Source organism: Frigoribacterium sp. CFBP 13729 (assembly GCF_014841875.1).
GTDB lineage: Bacteria > Actinomycetota > Actinomycetes > Actinomycetales > Microbacteriaceae > Frigoribacterium.
On sequence record NZ_JACYUR010000002.1, the window covers coordinates 748,450 to 770,534 of the forward strand.

Consider the following 22,085-nt stretch of genomic DNA (forward strand, 5'->3'; position numbering starts at 1 on the left):
CGTAAAGTGGGGCTCAGCACCGTCCGTGTCGTCGTCCGACACGGTGGGTCCGACACGACCGGCGGCGGCTCGTCCGCCTCGTAGGTCCGTGTCGGCCAGGTCTGCACGGGCCCGGTGACGTGTCGCCGGCACCGCGCCTCCTCCGCACCTCGCGTCTGAGGCTGGTTCCGTCCGTCCGTGCCTTCCCGCCGTCCGACCCGAAGTCGTCCGGTCGTGTCTCGTTCCGCCCAGGTGCCCGCACCGCGGCGGGCCGTCGCGTCGGGGCAGGCGAGGGCCGGGGCAGACGAGAGCCGGGGCCGGCCCCCGGGCCGGAGCGCCGCACCGCAGCACCACCCGTCGTCGCTCGACGACACAGCACGTCGACCGTCGCGTCGACCACGAGGAGGAGCCTTGGCTCGACCAGGCCAGCGTCAGCAGGGCGGCACCCGCACCGCCCCCCAGAAGCACCGCCGCCGCGAGGTGGACAACGACGGGCTCATCCCCGTCCTCGCCCGGGCCGTGCGCGAGGTGGAGGCCGCCGCCCAGCGCGGGCAGGTCAAGCCCTCCAGTCGCACCAAGTTCCAGGTCATCGCGCTCCTCATGCGCGAGGAGCGAGCCCGCGTCAAGGTCGACAAGGCGATCAGCGACTCCGAGCGCGCCGAGCAGATGAAGCGCCTCGACGGCGTCGCGCAGATCCTCGCGAAGACCGCCGCCCGCGACACGTCGCTCATCGCCCTGCTCGGCGAGGACGCGGTCGTGTCCGAGAGCGCCAAGGCCCTCAAGCGCGACATGCAGATGTCCGCCGGCATGGAGCTCGCGCCCGAGGAGCAGGTCGTCGTGCGCGAGGCCGCGCCCGTCGCGCCCGTCTCCGAGCGCCAGGTCGTGCCGCAGTCGGTCGTCTCGCGCCAGCTCGCCAACCCGTTCCTGCCGCCGGACTTCTCGCTCGCCGAGGTCACCCGCGAGGTGCACCCGGTGCGCCTCGCCAACTGGGAGCTCTTCGGCCCGCTCTTCAAGTCGTTCGAGTACGGCGCCGGCGGCGGGTCCGCGTGCATGCCGCTCCCCGAGCCGACCACCGTCGACGCCCCGGCCGGCGCGACGCTCATGCACCACCAGGCGCAGCTCGTCGAGTCCGCCCGCCAGGGCCACCGCACCTACCTGCTCGCCGACGAGCCCGGCCTCGGCAAGACGGCCCAGTCGCTGCTCGCCGCGCAGGCGGCCGGCGCGTACCCGCTGCTCGTCGTCGTGCCCAACGTCGTCAAGACCAACTGGGCCCGCGAGGTCCAGCTCTGGACGCCGACCCGCACGGCCACGGTGATCCACGGCGACGGCGACACCCTCGACGCCTTCGCCGACGTGGTGATCGTCAACTACGAGGTGCTCGACCGCCACGTCGGCTGGCTCGGCGACCTCGGCTTCAAGGGCATGATCGTCGACGAGGCGCACTTCATCAAGAACAAGGAGTCTCAGCGCTCGCGGCACGTGCTGCAGCTGTCGGAGCGCATCCGCTCGCGCACGGCGCACCCCCTGCTGATGGCGCTCACCGGCACGCCGCTGATCAACGACATCGAAGATTTCCGTGCGATCTGGGAGTTCCTCGGCTGGATCGGCGACAAGAAGCCCGCCGCCGAGCTCATGGAGCAGCTCGAGGAGGCGGGCCTCACGCCGGCCGATCCCGGCTTCTTCTCGTCCGCCCGCGAGATCGTCATCGACCTCGGCATCGTCCGACGCCGCAAGGTCGACGTCGCCGCGGACATCCCGGCCCGCCGCATCGCCGACCTCCCCGTCGAGCTCGACGACGAGGCCGGCCGCTCGATCCGCGAGGCCGAGCGCGAGCTGGCCCGCCGTCTCGTCTCCCGGTACCGGTCCGCGCTCGCGGCCCGCACCTCCGGCGTCCGGGTCGAGGGGATCGACCACGACCTGGTGCGCCAGGTCGCGAAGTGGGAGCTCGAGGACACGACCACCGCGAAGAACGGCGAGAACGTCTTCAGCATGGTGCGCCGCATCGGCCAGGCCAAGGCCGGGCTCGCCGCGGACTACACCGCGCAGCTCGCCCGCAACGTCGGCAAGGTCGTCTTCTTCGCCAAGCACATCGACGTGATGGACGTCGCCGAGCAGACCTTCGCGAAGCGCGGCATCAAGTACTCGTCGATCCGCGGCGACCAGACGCCGGCCGTGCGCCAGCGCCAGATCGACGCGTTCGTGGAGGACCCCGAGGTCGAGGTCGTCGTCTGCTCGCTCACGGCGGCCGGCGTCGGGCTCAACCTGCAGGTCGCGTCGAACGTCGTGCTCGCCGAGCTGTCGTGGACGGACGCCGAGCAGACGCAGGCCATCGACCGCGTGCACCGCATCGGCCAGGAAGAACCCGTCACCGCCTGGCGCATCATCGCCGCCCAGACGATCGACACGAAGATCGCCGAGCTGATCGACAGCAAGGCGGGCCTCGCGGCGCGCGCCCTCGACGGCGACGACAGCGAGGTGGTCGACTCGACCGACATCCAGCTCAGCGCGCTCGTCGCCCTCCTCACGGAGGCCCTCGCCGAGTAGCAGCGCGCGGCCCCTGCCGGGCTGCCGTCTCGACACTGCACCGGGTTTCGTGCACTGCACCGCGTCTAGTCCCGGTGCAGTGTACGAAACCCGGTGCGTTGTCGATGAAGGCCCGCGCGAGCTAGCGCGGCCGCCACTTCCGCGGGGCGGTAGAGGTCGCGCCACACGGTCCGGACGACGCCGCGTACCTCGGGCAGGGCGCGCAGCCGGTCCTCGCGCAGCTTCTCGCGCACGACGACGTCCTCGACGCTGAGACCGCCTCGGTACTCGGCAGCGCGGTACTTCTTCAGGCCGTCGAACTCGTCCAGCAGCCCGACGTCGTCCCACCAGAAGTCGCCGTAGCCGATCAGGCCCACCTCGTCGCGGAAGGGCCGCTGGAGCTGCGGAGGAGGGAAGTCCAGCCCGTCGAGAGCCACGCGGAGCACGGACTCGCCTGCCGACTCGGCCAGGGGAGACGCGAAGGCGCCGACCCACACGACCCGCGAGGTGCCTCGCCGCCGGTCACGTCGGTCCAGGGCCGCCCAGTACTCGTCGAGGGTACAGAGCCGGGCCCGCAGGCAGTGATCGAGAACGGCCACTGCCTGACTGCGGGAGGCGGTGAGAGCGATGTCGACAGCCGTCCGAGCCGGCGTCGTCAGCGGCATGTGCTCGACTGTCGCGACGTCGACGTCCGCGAGGGCCGCCGCGTGCTTGGTCATGTGATCGCCGGTGTGCGTGCGGCCGCGGTCGGGATCCGTGATGCTCGTCGTCGACGGGGGGACGCCCACGAGAGGCATGCCCCACATCGCGGCTGCGGCGACGTGCGAGACGACGGCGGTCCGCCCGAGGCGATCCAGCGTCGCGACGGCACGGAGGACCACGCGGTCTTCGGGGCTGAGCGGCGCCCAGTCCGCCGCGCGGACGTAGCGGCCGGGCGCGACGCGGACGAGCTCGCCGCGGGCGTGCGCCCGACGCTCGGCGGGGTCGTCGTGACGGGACCGGATCAGCAGGCCGGAGGCGCGGGAGGGGAGCACGCGGCCAGCGTGGCGTCCTCGGGTCGGGGCCCGCGCCTCCTCGCGTCGGTCCTGTGGACGATGAGCGAGTGCGGGGCGACGGGGGAGGGACGCCTCCCAGGAGGCGGGAGTTGGGTCGGGTGACCACCACACGCACGCACCCGAAGGAGCACACCATGCCCGAGATCCAGGGCTACGCCCACGTCGCCATCACCGTGTCCGACCTCGACGCGAGCCTCGCGTTCTACGAGTCGCTGCTCGGCGCGCCGCCCGTCGGGCAGATCGTGCTGGACGGTCTCGACCGTCGCCTCTTCTCGGTCGGCAACGGCCAGATCCTCGGCGTGACCGCCTACACCGAGGGCAAGGCGGTTCCCTTCGACCCGACCGTGCCCGGCCTCGACCACATCGGCTTCGCCGTGGCCGACCGCGAGGCAGTCGTCGCTTGGCAGGAGCACGCCGCGTCGGTCGGCATCGAGTCCGACCTCGAGGACCCCGACTTCGGCACCACCTTGATGGTCAAGGACCCCGACGGCAACCAGATCGAGTTCTTCGCGGCCGCACCGCAGAGTTGACGCGACCTGGCGCACGCGAACGCCCCGCGCCTCCCGAGGGAGGATCGGGGCGTTCTCGCGTCGCGGGCGCCGGCGAGCGCCGACGGGCGTCAGTCGAGCGCTAGAGCCCGAGCTTCGCCTTCACGTCGGCGAGCGACGGGTTCGTCGCGGTCGAGCCGTCGGGGAAGATCACGGTCGGCACCGTCTGGTTGCCGCCGTTGACGCTCTCGACGATCTCGGCGGTGCCCGCGACCTCCTCGATGTTGACCTCGGTGAAGCCGATGCCCTGCTTGCCGAGCTGCTGCTTCAGGCGGGCGCAGTAGCCGCACCACGACGTGCTGAACATCGTGATGGAGCCGGCTTCGGGGACGTAGGAGGTGGCGGTGTCGGTCATGGGCACAGGCTATGCCCGGTCGGCGGTGAGGGACGGGGGAGTTGGCTGAGAGACACGACAGCAGGAGGCGCCGGCCCCTCGACCGGGCCGGCCCACCGCCTCCTGCGTCCCTGCACCATCACGCACCACACCATCACGCACCACACCATCACGCACCGCACCAGGAGGACCCCGTGGCAGACACCGTCGCCGACCAGATCATCGCCCAGCTCGTCGCAGCCGGGGTCCGGCGCATCTACGGGATCGTCGGCGACAGCCTGAACCCGATCGTCGACGCGGTCCGCCGCACCGGCGGCTCGGCGAAGGGCGGCATCGACTGGATCCACGTGCGCAACGAGGAGGCGGCGGCCTTCATGGCCTCCGGCGACGCGCAGATGAGCGGCGAACTCGCCGTCTGCGCCGGCTCCTGCGGCCCCGGCAACCTGCACCTCATCAACGGCCTCTACGACGCCCACCGCAGCCGTGCGAAGGTGCTCGCGATCGCGAGCCACATCCCCAGCGCGATGATCGGCACCGACTACTTCCAGGAGACGCACCCCGACCGGCTCTTCGTCGAGTGCTCGGGCTACTCCGAGATGATCTCGACGGCCGTCCAGTCGCCGTCGGTCGTCGCCTCCGCCATCCGGCACGCGGTGGCCGGCCACGGCGTCAGCGTCGTGACGCTGCCCGGCGACATCGCGGAGCTCGAGGCGCAGGGCGCCACGCCGCCCCACCTCACGACCCGCGCCCCCGAGCTCGTCCCCGCGCAGGAGGACGTGCAGGCCCTCGCCGACGCGATCAACGCCGCCGGCACCGTCGCGTTCTTCGTGGGCGAGGGCGGTCGCGGCGCCCACGACGAGATCATCGAGCTGGCCGGCGTCGTCGGGGCGCCGATCGGCCACAGCCTGCGCGGCAAGGACGTCATCCAGCACGACAACCCCTACGACGTCGGGATGACGGGCCTGCTCGGCTACGGGGCCGCGCACGCGGGCATCCACGACGCCGACCTCCTCGTCCTGCTCGGCACCGACTTCCCCTACCCGCAGTTCCTGCCCGACGGCGACCAGGTGACGATCGCCCAGGTCGACGTCGAGGCCGCGGTGATCGGTCGTCGCGCGACGGTGCAGGTGCCGGTGCACGGGGCCGTGCTGCCGACCCTGCGCATGCTGCAGCTGCTGGTGAAGCCCAAGAAGAGCCGCCGGTTCCTCGACAAGACGCTCAAGAAGCACGAGAAGCTGATGGGCAGCGTCGTCGGCGCGTACACGAAGAGGGCCGAGAAGCTGGTCCCGATCCACCCCGAGTACGCGGCGTCGATCCTCGACGAGATCGCCGCCGACGACGCGATCTTCACCGCCGACACCGGCATGGCGAACGTCTGGGCGGCGCGGTACATCACGCCCACCGCCGGTCGTCGCGTCTTCGGCTCGTACCTGCACGGCTCGATGGCGAACGCCCTGCCGCACGCGCTCGGCGCCCAGTTCGCGTTCCCGGGCCGCCAGGTCGTCTCGATGTCGGGTGACGGCGGGCTCTCGATGCTGATGGGCGAGCTGATCACCGCGAAGATGTACGAGATCCCCGTGAAGATCGTCGTCTTCAACAACTCGACCCTCGGCCTGGTCAAGCTCGAGATGCTCGTCGACGGCTACCCGGACTTCGGCGTCGACGTGCCCTACGTCGACTACGCCGCCGTCGCCCGCTCGATCGGGATCCACGCCGTCCACGTCGACCAGCCGGGCGACCTCCGCGACGGCTTCGAGGCCGTGTTCGAGCACGACGGGCCGGCGCTGATCGACATCGCGACCGACCCGCAGGCGCTCTCGCTGCCTCCCGCGATCACGGGGGCCCAGGTGAAGGGCTTCTCGCTGGCGATGTCGAAGATCGTCATGAACGGAGGCACGGGCGAGGTCGTCTCCATGGCGCGCTCCAACTTGCGCAACGTGCCGCGGCCCTAGGGCCCGGCACGGCAGCACGAAGGAGGCGCGGCACCGGTCCCCAGGACCGGCGCCGCGCCTCCTCCGCTCCGTCACCACCGCGCGTGGCCCGAGAGCAGGGGCGGCGGCGCGGGCCTCAGCCCACGCGGCGACCCGAGCGCGCGACGAGCCGGGCGACCGCCGCGAGGGGGATGCCGATCCAGTCCGGCCGGTTCCGCTTCTCGTAGATGGCCTCGTAGACGGCCTTGTCGATCTCGAACGCGTCGAGCAGGGCGCGCTGGGCGCGCACGTCGACCCCCGAGGAGGCGATGTACCCGTCGACGAAGGCGACGCGCGAGTCGTGCGCCCAGGCAGCCGCGTCGACCGGGGGAGACTGCTGCGCGAGCGACCCGGCGACGTAGTCGAACGAGCGGAGCATGCCGGCGATGTCCCGCAGCGCGAGGTCGGCACGCGAGCGCTCGGGCATCGGTCGGAGCGGCTCGCCCTCGAAGTCGAGCAGGGTCCAGCCGCGGCTGGGCGACTGGAGTGCCTGCCCGAGGTGCAGGTCGCCGTGGATCCGCTGGAGGCGCGGCCACGTCAGGGACTCGGCCGCGTCGTAGACGGCGAGGACCGCCTCCTCGTGCTCGGCGATCTCGGGCACCTCGCGGGCCGCGATCGAGATGCGGCGTCGCATGCTCGTGAGGGCCTCGGCAACGGCCGAGGCGTCGGCGTCGACCGTGCCGAGCTGGTCGGCGAGGGTGGCGTGCACCTCGGCGACGGCGGTGCCGAGCTCGCGGGCGGAGGTCGTGAAGTCCTGGCCGGCGGAGGCGGCGTCGAGCGCGACGCGCCAGGCGTCCTCGGCACCGGCGAGGAACTCCTGCGAGAAGGCGAGGTGGCCGCGCGCCTCGCCGTGGTCGCGGCCCGGGTCGGGCCAGGTGGCGTGCAGCGAGCCGAACGTCGTCGGCACCCTGGTCGAGCCGCCCTCGGTCAGCGCGGCCTGCGTCGTGACGTCGGGGTTGTCGCCGTGGTGCAGCACCCGGAACACCTTCGCGATGGCGTGCTCGACGGGCCCGCCCTCGAGGTCGTAGATGATCGACGTGTTCGACTGCTCGCCCTTCAGCACGCGTGACTTCCGCACCCGCCCGGCCTCGACGAGCGGCGTCCCGTCGACGACGACGTCGGAGCCCTCCACGTGGGCACGGCTCGACATCAGCTCGAAGAGGTGACGTGCGTACGCGGGGTCGTGCGGGGCGTCGTAGAGGTAGAGGTCGTCGGCCGAGCCGATGAACGCCGCGTCGCCGCCGGGCAGCGGGGTGCGGCGCGCGACCACGGGCACCTGGTACAGCACGGGCAGCTCGGGCGCCTCGTCGATCACGAGCAGCGTCATCGCGAGGACGCCGTCGAGGTCGGCCTCGAACGACCCGATCACCCGGATCGCGGGCGTGCTGCCCTTCGTGGCGTACCAGCGCTGTCGCGCCATCCATCCGGCAAGGGTCGGCGCGACGTCGCTCATGCCCCCGACCCTACGCCCGCGGGCAGGTCGGGAGACCGGTGTTCTCCCGGCCCGGGACGCTCGGAGACCGCCAGGCTAGAACTGTCTGCATGAGCACGAGCGAGCAGACCGAGATCGAGCGCAAGTACGACGTCGACGCGGAGGCGGTCGTCCCCGACCTCGACGGCCTCTCGAGCCCCGCAGGAGGCGCAGCCCCGGTCCTCGAGGTCGCCCGCGTCGAGCGCTCCGCCCCCGCGCACCTGCGGGCCGTCTACCACGACACGGACGACCACCTCCTGCTGGGCTCGCGCATCACGCTCCGCCGCCGGACGGGCGGCCGCGACGAGGGCTGGCACCTCAAGCTGCCGCCCGTGGCCGCCGGCTCGGCCCCGAGTGGTCAGGACTCGAGTGGTCAGGAGACGTCCTCCGAGACCTCTCAGGGGACACGAACCGACCACTCGGCGGCCGCATCAGCCTCCGACGGCAGCACCCGGGGGCGGCGCGAGGTGCACGCGCCCCTCGGCTCGGAGGACGAGGGAGTCCCCGCCGAGCTGCTCGCCCGGGTCGAGGAGCAGCTCCGCGGCCGGTCGGTCGCGCCGGTGATCGTGCTCGAGACGACGCGCACGGCGACGACGCTCCTCGACGCGGAGGGCGACGCGGTGGCCGAGCTCGCCGACGACGTCGTCACGGCGACCGTGCCGGGCCGAGACGGCGCCGAGCCCGTCGTCCGACGCTGGCGCGAGTGGGAGGCGGAGCTCGCCCCCGGCGTCGACGGCCCGGCGGGAGACGCCCTGCTCGACGCGATCGAGGAGCGCCTGCTCGCCGCCGGCGCCGTCCCCTCGACGTCGCGCTCGAAGCTCGCCCGGGGCCTCGGCGCCGAGTCCGCCTGAACCTGCCGACCCTGGAGACGACGGGACGGACCGGTCGTCAGGAGGCGGCGGCGCGCCTGGAGACGAGCAGCGCCTCGATCTTGCGCACCGTGGCGTCGTTCCGCGCCGTGACCGGCACGGCGAGCGACCGCCACCACGCGGCGGGCACGCGACTGGCGAGGACGCCGTCGGGCAGCCACTGGTAGACCGCCTCGCCCGTCACGACCATCAGCTCGGGGGCGAGGTCGGACGCAGGAGGCGCCTCCTCGATCACGGGACGCCCAGCCTGGGCGAAGGCGACCGACAGCAGCTTCGCCTCGCGTGACCCGTCGCGCAGCGGGTTCGCCGCCGCGATCCGCGCGAACGCGTCGCCGCCGAGGACGACCAGCTCGGCGTCGACGCCCGTGCGCTCGCGGACGGCTGCCCGCAGGGCGTCGGCGTCCTCGGACCCGAGCGGACGATCGGCCGAGAACACGAGGTTGCCGCTGTTCAGCAGCGTCGCCGGCCGCTCGTTCCCCAGGTCCTCGGCGGCTGCCCGCAGCTCGGCCATCGGCACGCGCTTCGCCGTCCCGACGTTGATCCCGCGCAGCAGCGCGACGTGGTCGAGCCCGACCTGGTCGAGCGCGGCCGTGTCCTGCGCGAGGTGCCCCACGTCGGCCTAGGCGCGGCCGAGCACGTCGAGCAGCCAGGCGAGCTCGAAGGCCCGCTCGCGCCATGACTCGTAACGTCCGCTGACGCCGCCGTGGCCCGCCGACATCTCGGTCTTGAGCAGCACGGGAGCGCCGACGTCGCGCAGCCGAGCCGTCCACTTCGCAGGCTCGACGTAGAGCACGCGGGTGTCGTTGAGGGAGGTGACCGCGAGGATGCGCGGGTACGTCGCCCCCTCACGCACGTTCTCGTACGGCGTGTAGCTCGCCATGTACTCGTAGACCCCGGGGTCGTGCAGGGGGTCGCCCCACTCGTCCCACTCGATCACGGTGAGGGGCAGCGACGGGTCGAGGATGCTCGTCAGGGCGTCGACGAACGGCACGGCCGCGACGATCCCGGCGAAGCGCTCCGGGGCGATGTTCGCCACGGCGCCCATCAGCAGGCCGCCCGCGCTGCCGCCCTCGGCCACCAGCAGCTCGGGGCTGGTGCGTCCCTCGGCGATCAGGTGGTCGGCGACGTCGACGAAGTCGGTGAAGGTGTTCTTCTTCGACAGGGTCTTGCCCTGCTCGTACCAGGCGCGGCCCATCTCGCCGCCGCCGCGCACGTGCGCGACCGCGAACACCACGCCGCGGTCGAGCATCGAGAGGCGGGCGACGCTGAAGCCCGGGTCGATGCTGTGCTCGTACGAGCCGTAGCCGTAGAGGTGCAGGGGAGCAGGCTCGCCGACGCGGACGGCGTCGCGCCGCCAGACGAGCGAGATCGGGATGCGGGTGCCGTCGGCGGCCGTCGCCCACTCGCGGGCCTGCTGGTAGTCGGCGGGGTCGTAGTCGCCGAGCACGACCTGGCGCTTGAGCACACGGCGCTCGCCGTTGCGGACGTCGAGGTCGACGACGGTCGAGGGCGTCGTGAACGACGTGTGGACGAACCGCACGGTCGGCTGGGCGAACTCGGGGCCGCCCGACGCCCCTGCCGAGAACAGCGGCTCGTCGAACTCGACCTCGACCGGCTCGCCGATGCCGTCGGGGCCCAGGGGGACGACCGAGAAGCGCGGCAGCGCCTCGCGGCGGTACTCGACGACGAGGTGCCCGGCGAACGCGTCGACCGACTCGAGCCGGACGGAGGCGCTGTGCGGCACGACGACCTGGCGATCGGTCGTCGAGGTCGGGTCGTCGGCCGGCACGTCGACCAGCTCGAAGTTCTCGGCACCGTCGTTGTGGACGACGAGGAGGCGGTCGCTGCCCGCGATCACGGCGTGCTCCACCTCGTACTCGACGCCCTCCCGGCGGGGCCAGACCACCCGGAACTCGCCGGTCGGGTGGGTCGCGTCCAGCAGCCAGGTCTCGCTGGTGATCTTCGAGCCCATCTCGATCAGCAGGTACTGGCGGCTGCGGGTGAGGCCGACGCCGATCCAGTAGCGCTCGTCGGGCTCGGTCATCACGACGACGTCGTCGCCCGTCGTGCCGACGCGGTGCCGCCAGATGGTGTCGGGCCGCCACGCCTCGTCGACGGTGGGGTAGAAGATCCACTCGCCGGTCGCGTCGAACACGGCGCCGGGAGCGGTGTCCTCGACGCGGTCCTCGAGGTCGCGACCGGTCTCGAGGTCGCGGACGCGCAGCAGGTAGCGCTCGTCGCCCGTCGTGTCGACGGCCCAGGCCAGGCGGGTGCCGTCGGCCGAGACGTCGAAGCTGCCGAGCGAGAAGAAGTCGTGCCCCTCGGCCTCGACGTTGCCGTCGAGCAGCACCTGCTCGCCCTCGGCGGGGCGGTCGGCGGCGATCGCCGGGGGAGTCCAGTCGTCCGGCCCGGAGATCGGGGCGCGGCAGTGGATGCCGTACTGCTTCCCCTCCGCCGTGCGCGAGTAGTACCACCACGAGCCCTCGCGCACGGGGACGCCGAGGTCGGTCTCCTGCACGCGGCCCTTGATCTCCTCGAAGATCGTCTCGCGCAGGGCGGCCAGGTGGTCGGTCTGCTCGGCCGTGTACGCGTTCTCGGCCTCGAGGTGGGCGATCACCTCGGGGTCCTCCTTGTCGCGCAGCCACTCGTAGGCGTCGACGACGTCGTGGCCGTGGTGGCTGCGGACGACGGGCTTCTGCGGGGCGCGGGGAGGGGTGAGGGAGGCCATCCGGCCAGCCTAGCCAGGCTGCCGCGTCGTGCTCCGGCTCGTGCCTCAGACCCTGCGGTCGGACCCCGTGAGGCCGTCCTGCTCGGGGACGTCGGGGTACTCGTCGGACGCGACGTGGCTCTCGGCGGGGCCGGGGGCGGCCTCCTGCCGACGGATCTCGGCCGCCTCCTCCGGGGTGCCGGCCTTCTCGGCGCCGCCGGCGGTGCGCACGCCCGGCAGCGTGGCGAGGCCGTCGAGGTCGTCGTCGGGCACGGCTGCGGGGTCGGGCAGGTCGGCAGGGGCTGGCTGGTCGGCGTGCGCGTCGCTGGTCATGCGGGCGACGGTACCCGCGCCTCCGGGCTGCAGTCCGTCGTCCGCCAGCAGGGTCGTCGGGGCCCGCAGCCCCGCGACGGTCGGGGCGAGGTGCGCCTCGCCCGGCTCGAGGTCGGCGATGGCCCGGCGCGGGTCGCGGAGGCGTCGCACGCTCTCGTTGAGCCGGGCGTGCAGCTGCATGAGGTGCAGGCGGTACAGGTCGGGCGCGTCCTCGCTGTCGTCGAGGAACGTGTTGCACGCCAGCGTCATCTCGTTGAGCACGGGCAACGCCGTCGAGCGCGGCCGCGTGCGCCGACGTGCCGCGCGGATCACGCCCCGCAGCGCGCCGATCGACCGCCGTGCGTGCTGCCAGCCGGGATCGCGGGTCGCGGCGTCGGGGCTGCGCGTCGCGGAGATGCGCCGGAGCACCCGCCGGAAGTGGATCTCGGTCACGAGCTCGTTGAGGGCCGAGGCCTCGGACCGACGCGACTCGAGGAGCCGCACGAGCAGGTTCGAGGCGAAGGCCGCCCCGGCGCCGAGGAACGCGCCGAGCGTCACGGTGAGGACGTCGCTCCAGATCATGCGGCCACGCTAGCCGCGACCCCCGACAGCGCCGTCACCATCAGCACCGCCAGCGCCTCAGTGCGACGCCGCGTCGATCCGCCCCATCAACGACCAGACGGCGCGCGACAGCTCCGGGTGCCACAGCGCGACCCCGCGGAGGAACCGCAGCTCGTCCTCGGCCCCGAGCCCGCCCGCGACGGGCACGCCCTCGACGCCCCGGGCGTCGGCGCGGATGGCGATCACGACCTGCTCGTCGACGGTCGGCAGCGACGGGACCACGTCCCACGGGTCCTCGCCGCCCCGGCAGCGCAGCTCGATCAGGGCGGCCAGCTCCTCGTGCGCCTCGGCCCGCAGCACCTCGAGGCTCCGGCCGGCGCCGCGGAACCCCGGCACGCCGCCGCGGGGTGCGTCGGGCGTCTCGGGCATGACGACGACCCTACGCGGGGCGTCCCTGGACGCCTCCTCGGTGCCGGTCGCGCGCCTCCCGCGTCCCGGTGCCGCGCTCCTGCTCGGCGCCGGGCCGCCGGTCGCTACCCTGGGCGGCATGCCCTACCGCGTCTGCGTCACGTACCTGCTCCGCGAGCGCGACGGGGTCGCCCAGGTGCTGCTCGGCCGCAAGAAGACCGGCCTCGGCGTCGGCTACCACGTGGGGCTCGGCGGCAAGCTCGAGCCGGGCGAGACGGCCGTCGAGGCGGCGGTCCGCGAGGTCGCCGAGGAGGCGGGCGTGACGGTCGACCCATCCGACCTCGACCCCCGGGGCGAGCTGCTCTACCTCTTCCCCCACCGCGAGTCGTGGAGCCAGCGGTCGTCCGTGTTCGTGACGACCCGCTGGCAGGGCGAGCCGACCGAGAGCGACGAGCTCGTGCCCGCCTGGCACGACGTGGCCGACCTGCCCCTCGGCGAGATGTGGGACGACGCCCGGCAGTGGCTGCCCGGCGTGCTCGTCGGGGGACACGTGTCGCACGAGTTCACCTTCGGCGACGACCTCGCGACGGTGGTGTCCGACCGGCCGCTGCGCGCCTCCTGAGGGCCCGTCGGGTCCGCAGAACGGAGGACTCCGGCGCGTTCTGCCCCCTCTCGGGTGCCCCCGCAAGAGGGGGACGCACGCTCCGGGCGCGATCCCTACAGTCGATGGAGACGAGTCATTCGGGTGACAGATCAACACGATCAGGAGAGAGTGCGACATGAGCGGACACCAGGCGGTCATCATCCGTGCGACACGCACGACGGGTGGCACGCGACGGTGGGCCGAGATGTCCCTGACGACACCGCGATGGGTGGTGGTCCTCGGGTGGGCCGTCGCCGCTTCCGCGATCGTCGTGGGCGCCGTGCTGGGGAGCACGGGACTCGCACTCTCCCTGATCGGCACCGCCGCGGTGCTCACGCGCTTCGCGGTCGTCGCCGTCCGCTTCGCGCACTCGGACCGGGCCGCCGAACAGGCCCTGCTCGCCAGGCGCGAAGCGGCCGCGGTCGCTGCCGGGAGCCGCTGACCAGGCGATCGACGGCCGACCGCGACACGGGCCCGTGTGCACTGCACACGGGCCCGTCGTCGTCCCCGGCCGACGCGAGCCTGCTGACGGGAGCCGGCTGACGCGAGCCGGACGACACCAGCGAGCTGACGCCAGCTAGCGCGCCCCGCCGCCGCCCTCGTCCCGCCTCGGCACCACGCGCACCGGACGCGTGTCGAGCCCGGTGTCCTCGAGCCCGCCCGGAGCCCCGAGGAACATGTCGCCGTGCACGTCGCCGTCGACGTCCGAGCCGTCGTCCGCGCCCGCCTCGTACCGCCTCCGCTCGTCCTCGGGCACCGTGTCGATGCTGCCCGTGTCGGTCGCGACGAGCCCGTGCCGCGCGAGCACGTCGTCACGCTCGCTGATGAGGAACTCGCGGTTCGCGGCCTGGGCGTCGGCGAACATGGTCGTCCGGCCCGTGACGATGCGGCGGATGCGCCGCCGCTCCCACCACGCCTTGCCGACGATCATCAGGACGACGCCGGCGACGGCGTAGCTGACGAGCATCGTCAGGCCGCGGCCGTAGCCGGGGCCGACGTCGTAGAGCACGCGCTTGAGCATCTCGGTGATGCCGCTGCCGACGACGACGGCGTTCAGCCAGGCGAAGGGCTGCGGCATGAACCACGACGGGTAGGCACCGCCCGAGGCGGGCATCGACAGGAAGACGAAGACGATCATCGCGGGCAGGGCGACGAAGCGTCCCGCGAAGTAGCTGATGCCGTTCACGGTGAGCCCGATGGCCGTGATCCAGGCCCAGCCGAGCAGCACCAGCTCGCCCCAGTGCCCCTGCACCGCGCCGATCACCGGCCCGGCGAGCGTGTTCGTGATCAGCGAGATCAGCAGTGCGCCGACGACGATCACCGACACCCGGGTGCGGTGCCGGAGCGGCGCCCCCATCAGGCCGATGAACATCGCGACCATGTAGCCGCCGATGCACCAGGCGAGCATGAGGTAGAGCGACACCGTGCCGTACTCGTCGTAGGCGGGCAGGGGCGCGAGGTCCTGGACGACGGGCGTCGCGCCTCCTGCCTGGAGCACCGGCGTGATCATCGCGGGGATGAGGGCGGACACCTGGTACTGGTGCGCGCTCGCCTTGTAGATGGTGGAGCCGGCCGGGTCCCAGGCGACGGCCGCGTGACCGGTGCGCACGGCTTCCGCCGCCGCCTCGACGGTGGTCTCGCCGCGGACGACGAAGACGCCGGGGTCGGCGTCGTCGAGCGCCTGCTGCAGCTCCGACGACGACCCGACGACCGCGATCGGCACGTCGTGCGGGTGCGGGGCGTGGAACGCGGCGATGTAGCAGAGGCAGAAGCCGACGATGAAGAACAGCGGCAGCCAGAGCTGCAGACCGATCAGCTGCAGCGACGGGTGCAGGGTCGAGTACCAGCGGCGGAAGCGCCCCGGCTCGGGCTTCGTCGACGTCACGCGTCCTCCTTCTCGCTCGCCGTCACGATACGCCCGGCCCTCACGACCGGGTGCTCGACATCGCGTTGGTGTCCATGGCGAGCTCCTCCGCGTCGATGCCGAGCAGCACGTGGCGCATGACCTCCTCGTCGAGGGCGCCCGCGTCGCGCTCGCGGAGCACCACCTCTCGCCGCTTGTCGAGCAGCTCGCGCCGGATCTTGCTGATCGCCCGCGGCACCTCGCGACGCCGGTCGCGCTCGGCGCCCGTGACGGTGCGGTCGGAGGCGTCCTCGACGGCGCCGCGCTGCAGGGCGTCGTTCTGTCGCACGAGCCGCGCCGTCGCCGCCTGGATCGCCCGCTCGGTGAGCTCGGGGCCGTACTGCGCCGTCCAGGCCGCCCGCCGCGCCTCGACGTGCTCGAGCGTCTCGGCGGTGCTCGTCGCGAAGAGCGCGAGCTCGGCGGCGAGGTCGCGGTCGCGCTGGCTCGTGTCCTGCACGCCGAGCCGGCGGATCACGGCGGGCAGCGTCAGCCCCTGCAGCAGCAGCGTGCCCACGGTCACGACGAACGCGATCAGGAACATCGTGTCGCGCGCGGGCACGGGCACCCCGCTCTCGGTCACGGCGGGGATCGACACGACGGCGGCGAGGGTCACCACCCCGCGCATGCCCGTCCACGAGATGACGGTCAGCTGGCGCCAGTCCAGCCGCGGCTGCGGGTGGTAGCGCACACGCCGCAGCGCCGGCACCCGGCGCATGCCCCGCAGGAGGCGCGACAACAGCAGGTAGCGCAGCACGCGGGCCGCGTAGTAGCTGGCGAAGACGAACGCGGGCCGGACGAGCACCACCACCGCGAGGACGACGAAGGCGACACCGACGCTCTGGCCGAGTCCTCGGTCGCTGGCGGCCACCTCCTGGACGACGGTCCGCAGCTGCAGCCCGATCAGCGCGAAGACGAAGCCCTCGAGCAGCACGTCGGCGGCGGCCCAGAACGGGCGCTCCTGCAGTCGCGTCGCGTAGCCGGTGCGGGGCGAGTTGAAGCCGACGAAGAGACCGGCCGCGACGACGGCGAGCACGCCCGAGCCGCTGAGCTCCTCGGCCGTGATGTAGGCGATGAACGGCAGCAGCAGCCCGATCACGTTCTCGATGACGGGGTCGTCGATGCGCATCCGCACGCGGTGCGCGACGAAGCCGAGCACGAGGCCGACCGCGACGCCCACGCCGATGGCGAGGCCGAAGATGCCGAGGTCCTGCCAGAGGGTCAAGGAGGCGCCCCCCACGATCGCGAGGAACACCTTCACCAGCGTCAGCGACGCCGCGTCGTTGATCAGGCTCTCGCCCGAGAGCACGGTCATCACCTTGCGGGGCAGCCCGAGCTTGCGACCGATCGCCGCGGCCGAGACCGCGTCGGGCGGGGCGACGACGGCGCCGACGAGCACGGCGGCCGGCCACGTCATGTCGGGGATCAGCACGTAGGCGACCCCGCCCACGACGAACGCGGTGACGACGACCGCGCCGATGCCGAGCCGCTGGATCTGCACGCGGCTCTCGCGGAAGTTCAGCAGCGACACGTCGAGCGACGCCGAGTAGAGCAGCGGCGGCAGCACGACCGTGAGGATGACCTCGCTGTCGATCTGGATGTCGGGGACCCCGGGAAGGAACGACACGGCGAGCGCCACGGCGACCGTGAGCAGCGGGGCCGGCAGGCCCTTCCAGCGCGCGAAGCCGGTGACGAGGAGGGAGCCCGAGAGGATGATCAGCACTTCGGCGAGTTCCATGCGGCGTGAGTCCCCGTTCCGTCGGTGCAGATGTGCAGTGTGTGAAGTCCTTCACCAGTCTCTCAGGCGGCACCTCGGAGAACTCCGGATGAACGACGGTCGTCGGGTGGGCGACCGGTGTGCGAGAGGCGCACGACAGGGGCCCGCGGTGCCCGCCCGCGCCTCGTAGAGTCGGGTCGTGACCCGGACCGACGACGACCCCCTGCTGCGCGAGACCGCCGGCGGCCTCGTCCGCGGGGTGCGCGAGCGGGGCGTGCTCGCCTGGCGCGGCATCCCGTACGCGGCGGCTCCCACCGGCGCTCGCCGATTCCGGGCCCCGGCCCCGGCCGCTCCCTGGTCGGGCGTCCGCGACGCCGCGGAGTTCGGCCCGGCGGCCCCGCAGGACCGAGGGCAGTTCGTCGGCGTCGACCGCCGCACCCCGCTCGACGAGGACTGCCTCACCGTCAACGTCGTCGCGCCCCGCGGCTCCCGGCCGGGCGACCGCCTCCCGGTGCTCGTCTTCGTCCACGGAGGCGCCTACAGCGTCGGCTCGTCCCGCGAGTACCCGAGACAGGGCGAGACGCTGGTGCGCGACTCTGGGCTCGTCTACGTCAGCATCAACTACCGGCTGGGCGCGCTCGGCTGGCTCGACCTCTCGCACTGGTCGACTCCCGAGCGCCCGGTCGAGTCGAACCTGGGGCTGCGCGACCAGGTCGCGGCGCTCGAGTGGGTCCGCGCCAACGTCGCGGCGTTCGGGGGAGACCCGGAGGCCGTCACGCTCTCGGGCGAGAGCTCGGGCGGCAACGCGGTGACGACGCTGATGACGGTGCCGTCGGCGCGCGGCCTCTTCGCCCGGGCCATCGCGCAGAGCTCGCCGACGAACGCCGTCTACCTGCCCGCCGTGACGCAGCGCTGGGCGGCCGAGTTCCTCGAGCTGCTCAGCCACCAGGTCGGCGACGACGACCTCGAGTCGACGTCGCTCGACGACGCGGCGCAGATGCTGGAGGAGGCGCCGGTCGCCTCGATCGTGCGGGCGGCGGCCGAGCTGCAGCTCCGCACCCCGGACGAGGAGCCGGGCACGATCTGCTTCTGCCCGGTGATCGACGGCGACGTGCTGCCGGAACGGCCCCTCGACGCCTTCAAGGCGGGACGGGCCCACCCGGTGCCCCTGATCATCGGGACGAACGACCGGGAGGGCTCGGTCTTCACGGGACGGCGGGACATCCTCGCGACGACCAAGCCGCGCATCCGCGCGATCTTCGCCGCCACCGCCAAGCCGTCCCGCAAGGCGATCAAGAAGCTCTACCCCGGGCTGCCCGACCGCCCGGCGGCCCTCGACTTCGGCGGGGACTACGCGTTCTGGTTCCCGTCGGTCAAGGTCGCCGAGCGCCACGCGCGCCACCAGCCGGTGCGCTTCTACCGCTTCGACGCCGCGCCGCGCATCCTCCGCGTCGCCGGGGTCGACGCGTTCCACGGGCTCGAGCTCTGGGCGCTCTACGACCGGATGCGCACGCCGTTCGGCTGGGCGATGAGCCTGCTCGGCGGTCGTCGCGCGTTCCTCCGCACGGCCTCCCGCATGCGCGCGCGCTGGGTCGAGTTCGTCCTGACCGGAGCGGTCGCCGACTGGCCGACCTACGAGCCCGAGCGCCGCCGCACGCTCGTCATCGACGACGTCGACCGGGTCGAGGAGGACCCGCGGGGCGACCGGCGTCGTGCCTGGCAGGAGTTCGTGCCGCACGTCTGAGCGGAGCGGGACGGAGCCGCATGCAGCGAGCGCGGCGTGCTCGTGCCGGTCGCCGCGTGCGTCGTCCTCGGACACCTGCCGTCCACCTCCTCGTTGCGTGCCGTGCACCTCCGAGTTGACCGCCGTTCACCGGGGTGCGAGTGTTGCCCGGTGGATCTCACGCTCATCGTCGTCCTGGTCATCGTCCTGGCCCTCTTCTTCGACTTCACCAACGGGTTCCACGACACGGCCAACGCCATGGCGACCCCGATCGCGACGGGGGCGATGAAGCCCAAGGTCGCGGTGACGGTGGCCGCCGTGCTCAACCTCGTCGGCGCCTTCCTCAGCACCGAGGTGGCCAAGACGGTCTCGGGCGGCATCATCCGCGAGGGTGACGGCGGGGTGCAGATCTCGCCCGAGATGATCTTCGCCGGGCTGATCGGCGCCGTCGTCTGGAACATGTTCACCTGGCTGCGCGGCCTGCCGTCGAGCTCGTCGCACGCGCTCTTCGGCGGCCTGATCGGCGCCGCCGTCGTCGGCGCCGGCCTCAGCTCGGTCGACTTCTCGGTCGTGCTCTCGAAGGTCGTGCTGCCCGCGCTGCTGGCTCCGCTCATCGCCGGGCTCGTCGGCTACACGGCCACCCGGCTCGCCTACCGGATCACGCGTCGCCGCGACGACAAGAGCGAGCGGGGCGGCTTCCGCTACGGCCAGATCTTCACGTCGTCGCTGGTCGCGCTCGCGCACGGCACGAACGACGCCCAGAAGACGATGGGCGTCATCACCCTGACCCTGATCGCGTCGGGCGCCCTCGGAGCAGGCTCGGGCCCGCCCCTCTGGGTCGTCGTGGTGTGCGCCCTCGCGATCGCGCTCGGCACCTACACGGGCGGCTGGCGCATCATCCAGACCATGGGAGGCGGCCTCACCGAGGTCAAGCCGACCCAGGGCTTCTCCGCCGAGGCGTCGACCACGGCCACCGTGCTGGCGTCGAGCCACCTCGGCTTCGCGCTGTCGACGACGCAGGTCGCGAGCGGCTCGATCATCGGCGCCGGGCTCGGCCGCCGCGGCGCCAAGATCCAGTGGAGCACCGCCGGCAAGATCGTCGCCGCCTGGTTCATCACGCTGCCGGCGAGCGCTGCGGTCGGCGCCGTCGCGGCGTTCATCGCCTCGGCGGGCATCGTCGGGCTCGTCGTCGACGCCGTCGTCGGGGTCGCGGTCGTCGCGGGGATCTTCCTGCTCTCGCGTCGTCGCCCGCACGACCAGTCGGCCGCGATGGAGGTCGACGTGGCCGCGACGAGCGTCCTGTCCCGCCGCCGCGCCCGCCGTGCCGAGAAGAAGGGCCGCGTCGACACGCCCGCCGGGGGAGTGGAGGCGCCGTTCGTCCGGCTGGACGACCCGCCCGTCGCGACGACGATCGCCGACCGCGGCGACCGAGCTGACCGCACCGACCGCACCGACCGCACCGACGACGGGACGACCCGATGAGCATCGACTGGACCGCCTTCGTCACCGTCGCCCTGGTGTCGCTGTTCTCCGCCGCCGCGTTGGTGACGGTCTACTCGCTGGGCCTCCGCCTCCTCACGGTCGACGACCGCAGTGCCGTGCGCACGGCTGCGGGCTACGCGTGCTTCGTGCTCTGCGGCCTCGGGGTCCTCTACGGCATCTACCTGATCGTCCCGGCGCTGCACCGCTGACGATCGGCGCCGGTCAGCGCGTGCGCACCGGCCCGGTGGGCAGCGCCGCGTCCGCGTACACGGGCTCACGCCGCGGGATCGCGACGGCGAGCAGCACGCTGAGCAGCGCCACCGCTCCGCCGAGCACGAACGTCAGCCGGAAGCCGGCCTCGGTCGGCACCGATCCGCCGGCGAACGGCATCGAGTTCGCCGTGAGCAGCAGCCCGACCACGGCCGACGCGCTCGTCGTGCCGAGCGAGCGCATCAGGGTGTTGAGGCCGTTGGCCGCGGCGGTCTCGGTCGCGGGCACGGCGTGCATGATCAGCGTCGGCATGGCCGCGTACGCGAGCCCGATCCCGAAGCCGATCAGCACCGACACGAGCACGATCTGCCAGACCTGGTCGAACGCGACCGCGGCGACCGCGTAGCTGACGACGATGATCGACCCGCCGACGACGAGGCAGATGCGCGCGCCGAAGCGGGCGGTGGCCCGTGCGGCGACGGGAGCCATCAGCATCATCACGACGCCCGAGGGCGCCAGGCAGAGCGACGCGACCATGATGCTCTGGCCGAGGCCCACGCCGGTCTCGGCCGGCAGCTCGAGCAGTTGGGGCAGCGACACGTTGCTGCCGAAGAGCGCGAAGCCGAGCGCGACCGACGCGAGGTTCGTCAGCAGCACGGCAGGGCGGACGGCGACCCGCAGGTCCACCAGCGGGCTGCTGACCCGCAGCTGGTAGAAGCCCCACAGCACGAGCACGGCCAGGCCGGTCAGGCCGGAGGCGAGTGTCGAGCCGCTGAGCCAGCCCCAGTCGTTGCCCTTCGAGACCGCGAGCAGCACGCCCGTGAGCCCGATGGCGAGGCCGATCGCCCCGGGCAGGTCGAAGCGACCCTCGGTCCGGAGGGTGCTGGCGGGCACGAGCCAGGCCACGAGGGCGAAGACGACGACGCCGAGCAGGGCGGCGGTCCAGAAGAGCACGTGCCAGTCGAAGGTGACCGAGATCCAGGCGCTGAGCGGCAGGCCGACCGCGCCGCCGAAGCCGAGGGTGGCGCTGACGAGGGCGACGGCTCCGCCGAGGCGCTCGGCGGGCAGCGTGTCGCGGAGGATGCTGATCGCGAGCGGGATGATGCCGAGCGCGGTGCCCTGCAGCGCGCGTCCGACGATCAGGGGCACGAGCTCCGACGTGGAGGCGGCGACGATCGACCCGACGATCATCACGACGACGAGGGCGAGCACGATCCGGCGCTTGCCCATCAGGTCGCCGAGGCGCCCGGCGATCGGGGTGACGACGGCACCGGCGAGCAGGGTCGCGGTGATGATCCAGGTCGTGTCGGCGGGGTCGGCGTCGAGCAGCTCGGGGAACGACGGCACGATGGGGATCACGAGCATCTGCATCAGCGCCGCGACGAGGCCCGAGAAGGCCAGCACGGCGGTGACGACGCGCGGGTCGGGCGTCCGGGTCAGGCGCCGCCGCTCGGCCGGGGTGAGCGACGAGGCGCCTCCGGGAGCAGGGTCGCCCTCGGGGGCGTCGGGGCGGGCGTCGTCATGCGTCGTGGTGGTCATGCGTCTTCTCGGCTGGCGGCCCGGGGGCGGCGGTCGGGTGGGGCGGCACGCGGCGCTGCGGTCCTGCGCGGCGAGGGTGCGTCGCTGCGGTGGTGCCCTGTCGCCGCCGTGCTCGACGAGCGGGCGGCGGCGCA

At 73.0% G+C, this 22,085-nt stretch carries 19 protein-coding genes; 9 read left to right on the forward strand and 10 right to left on the reverse strand.

The window, feature by feature from the left end:
* Positions 1–390 precede the first annotated feature (390 nt).
* Positions 391–2,523: a DEAD/DEAH box helicase gene (locus IFT77_RS09905; RefSeq protein ID WP_192041287.1), complete on the forward strand. Its 2,133-nt coding sequence runs from the start codon at positions 391–393 to the stop codon at positions 2,521–2,523.
* Positions 2,524–2,588: 65 nt separating this feature from the next.
* On the opposite strand, the gene IFT77_RS09910 is transcribed toward IFT77_RS09905, so the two are convergent.
* The gene (locus IFT77_RS09910) at positions 2,589–3,536 is read right to left on the reverse strand and encodes a hypothetical protein (protein ID WP_192041288.1); all 948 of its coding nucleotides are present in this window, start codon (positions 3,534–3,536) and stop codon (positions 2,589–2,591) included.
* A 155-nt stretch (positions 3,537–3,691) separates the two neighbouring features.
* Between IFT77_RS09910 and IFT77_RS09915 the strand changes: the two genes are divergently transcribed.
* On the forward strand, positions 3,692–4,087 hold the full coding sequence (locus IFT77_RS09915) for a VOC family protein (RefSeq protein WP_192041289.1): 396 nt from the start codon (positions 3,692–3,694) through the stop codon (positions 4,085–4,087).
* 100 nt (positions 4,088–4,187) lie between these two features.
* Here the strand turns inward: IFT77_RS09915 and IFT77_RS09920 are convergent, their stop codons facing one another.
* On the reverse strand, positions 4,188–4,460 hold the full coding sequence (locus IFT77_RS09920) for a mycoredoxin (protein WP_123548654.1): 273 nt from the start codon (positions 4,458–4,460) through the stop codon (positions 4,188–4,190).
* Positions 4,461–4,633: 173 nt separating this feature from the next.
* Between IFT77_RS09920 and IFT77_RS09925 the strand changes: the two genes are divergently transcribed.
* A complete protein-coding gene (locus tag IFT77_RS09925) occupies positions 4,634–6,391 on the forward strand; it encodes a pyruvate dehydrogenase (RefSeq protein ID WP_192169862.1) in 1,758 nt (585 codons plus the stop codon).
* Between the two features lie 115 nt (positions 6,392–6,506).
* On the opposite strand, the gene IFT77_RS09930 is transcribed toward IFT77_RS09925, so the two are convergent.
* Positions 6,507–7,862, reverse strand: coding sequence for a phosphotransferase (locus tag IFT77_RS09930; protein WP_192169863.1), 1,356 nt, complete (start codon positions 7,860–7,862; stop codon positions 6,507–6,509).
* Between the two features lie 89 nt (positions 7,863–7,951).
* On the opposite strand from IFT77_RS09930, the gene IFT77_RS09935 reads away from it, so the two are divergent.
* Positions 7,952–8,731, forward strand: coding sequence for a CYTH domain-containing protein (locus tag IFT77_RS09935; protein ID WP_192169864.1), 780 nt, complete (start codon positions 7,952–7,954; stop codon positions 8,729–8,731).
* A gap of 37 nt (positions 8,732–8,768) precedes the next feature.
* Here IFT77_RS09935 and IFT77_RS09940 read toward each other — a convergent pair whose 3' ends face one another.
* From IFT77_RS09940 to IFT77_RS09955, 4 genes are read right to left on the reverse strand one after another with little or no spacing between them, the layout of a single operon-like run.
* Complete coding sequence (locus tag IFT77_RS09940; protein ID WP_192169865.1) at positions 8,769–9,362, reverse strand: DUF1697 domain-containing protein; 594 nt, start codon at positions 9,360–9,362, stop codon at positions 8,769–8,771.
* Positions 9,363–9,368: 6 nt separating this feature from the next.
* Positions 9,369–11,477 carry a S9 family peptidase gene (locus IFT77_RS09945; protein ID WP_192169866.1) on the reverse strand — a complete coding sequence of 703 codons (2,109 nt, stop codon included), beginning with the start codon at positions 11,475–11,477 and terminating at the stop codon, positions 9,369–9,371.
* A 45-nt stretch (positions 11,478–11,522) separates the two neighbouring features.
* A complete protein-coding gene (locus tag IFT77_RS09950) occupies positions 11,523–12,350 on the reverse strand; it encodes a hypothetical protein (RefSeq protein ID WP_192041295.1) in 828 nt (275 codons plus the stop codon).
* A 57-nt stretch (positions 12,351–12,407) separates the two neighbouring features.
* Positions 12,408–12,758 (reverse strand): hypothetical protein, encoded by a 351-nt coding sequence (locus tag IFT77_RS09955; RefSeq protein WP_192169867.1) that lies wholly within the window; start codon positions 12,756–12,758, stop codon positions 12,408–12,410.
* On the opposite strand from IFT77_RS09955, the gene IFT77_RS09960 reads away from it, so the two are divergent.
* Both IFT77_RS09960 and IFT77_RS09965 read left to right on the forward strand, forming a co-directional pair.
* On the forward strand, positions 12,757–13,359 hold the full coding sequence (locus tag IFT77_RS09960) for an 8-oxo-dGTP diphosphatase (RefSeq protein ID WP_192169868.1): 603 nt from the start codon (positions 12,757–12,759) through the stop codon (positions 13,357–13,359). The two genes, IFT77_RS09955 and IFT77_RS09960, sit on opposite strands and share 2 nt — an antisense overlap.
* 157 nt (positions 13,360–13,516) lie before the next feature.
* A complete protein-coding gene (locus IFT77_RS09965) occupies positions 13,517–13,822 on the forward strand; it encodes a hypothetical protein (protein WP_192041298.1) in 306 nt (101 codons plus the stop codon).
* Between the two features lie 135 nt (positions 13,823–13,957).
* Here IFT77_RS09965 and IFT77_RS09970 read toward each other — a convergent pair whose 3' ends face one another.
* Positions 13,958–15,265: an ABC transporter permease gene (locus IFT77_RS09970; protein WP_192169869.1), complete on the reverse strand. Its 1,308-nt coding sequence runs from the start codon at positions 15,263–15,265 to the stop codon at positions 13,958–13,960.
* Positions 15,266–15,305: 40 nt separating this feature from the next.
* Positions 15,306–17,018, reverse strand: coding sequence for a sodium:proton antiporter (locus tag IFT77_RS09975; protein WP_192169870.1), 1,713 nt, complete (start codon positions 17,016–17,018; stop codon positions 15,306–15,308).
* 178 nt (positions 17,019–17,196) lie between these two features.
* On the opposite strand from IFT77_RS09975, the gene IFT77_RS09980 reads away from it, so the two are divergent.
* From IFT77_RS09980 to IFT77_RS09990, 3 genes are all read left to right on the forward strand, one after another.
* Positions 17,197–18,741 carry a carboxylesterase family protein gene (locus tag IFT77_RS09980; RefSeq protein ID WP_192169871.1) on the forward strand — a complete coding sequence of 515 codons (1,545 nt, stop codon included), beginning with the start codon at positions 17,197–17,199 and terminating at the stop codon, positions 18,739–18,741.
* Positions 18,742–18,891: 150 nt separating this feature from the next.
* The gene (locus IFT77_RS09985) at positions 18,892–20,202 is read left to right on the forward strand and encodes an inorganic phosphate transporter (protein ID WP_192041302.1); all 1,311 of its coding nucleotides are present in this window, start codon (positions 18,892–18,894) and stop codon (positions 20,200–20,202) included.
* A complete protein-coding gene (locus IFT77_RS09990) occupies positions 20,199–20,411 on the forward strand; it encodes a hypothetical protein (RefSeq protein ID WP_192169872.1) in 213 nt (70 codons plus the stop codon). The genes IFT77_RS09985 and IFT77_RS09990 overlap by 4 nt, the downstream gene beginning before the upstream one ends.
* A gap of 13 nt (positions 20,412–20,424) precedes the next feature.
* Here IFT77_RS09990 and IFT77_RS09995 read toward each other — a convergent pair whose 3' ends face one another.
* Complete coding sequence (locus tag IFT77_RS09995; protein WP_192041304.1) at positions 20,425–21,951, reverse strand: MFS transporter; 1,527 nt, start codon at positions 21,949–21,951, stop codon at positions 20,425–20,427.
* Positions 21,952–22,085 lie beyond the last annotated feature (134 nt).

Bases quoted from the DNA above. Each gene is read 5' to 3' on its own strand.
- IFT77_RS09915 (WP_192041289.1), top strand. From the start codon at position 3,692: ATGCCCGAGATCCAGGGCTACGCCCACGTCGCCATCACCGTGTCCGAC.
- IFT77_RS09920 (WP_123548654.1), bottom strand. From the start codon at position 4,460: ATGACCGACACCGCCACCTCCTACGTCCCCGAAGCCGGCTCCATCACG.
- IFT77_RS09930 (WP_192169863.1), bottom strand. From the start codon at position 7,862: ATGAGCGACGTCGCGCCGACCCTTGCCGGATGGATGGCGCGACAGCGC.
- IFT77_RS09935 (WP_192169864.1), top strand. From the start codon at position 7,952: ATGAGCACGAGCGAGCAGACCGAGATCGAGCGCAAGTACGACGTCGAC.
- IFT77_RS09945 (WP_192169866.1), bottom strand. From the start codon at position 11,477: ATGGCCTCCCTCACCCCTCCCCGCGCCCCGCAGAAGCCCGTCGTCCGC.
- IFT77_RS09950 (WP_192041295.1), bottom strand. From the start codon at position 12,350: ATGATCTGGAGCGACGTCCTCACCGTGACGCTCGGCGCGTTCCTCGGC.
- IFT77_RS09960 (WP_192169868.1), top strand. From the start codon at position 12,757: ATGACGACGACCCTACGCGGGGCGTCCCTGGACGCCTCCTCGGTGCCG.
- IFT77_RS09955 (WP_192169867.1), bottom strand. From the start codon at position 12,758: ATGCCCGAGACGCCCGACGCACCCCGCGGCGGCGTGCCGGGGTTCCGC.
- IFT77_RS09965 (WP_192041298.1), top strand. From the start codon at position 13,517: ATGAGCGGACACCAGGCGGTCATCATCCGTGCGACACGCACGACGGGT.
- IFT77_RS09975 (WP_192169870.1), bottom strand. From the start codon at position 17,018: ATGGAACTCGCCGAAGTGCTGATCATCCTCTCGGGCTCCCTCCTCGTC.
- IFT77_RS09990 (WP_192169872.1), top strand. From the start codon at position 20,199: ATGAGCATCGACTGGACCGCCTTCGTCACCGTCGCCCTGGTGTCGCTG.
- IFT77_RS09995 (WP_192041304.1), bottom strand. From the start codon at position 21,951: ATGACCACCACGACGCATGACGACGCCCGCCCCGACGCCCCCGAGGGC.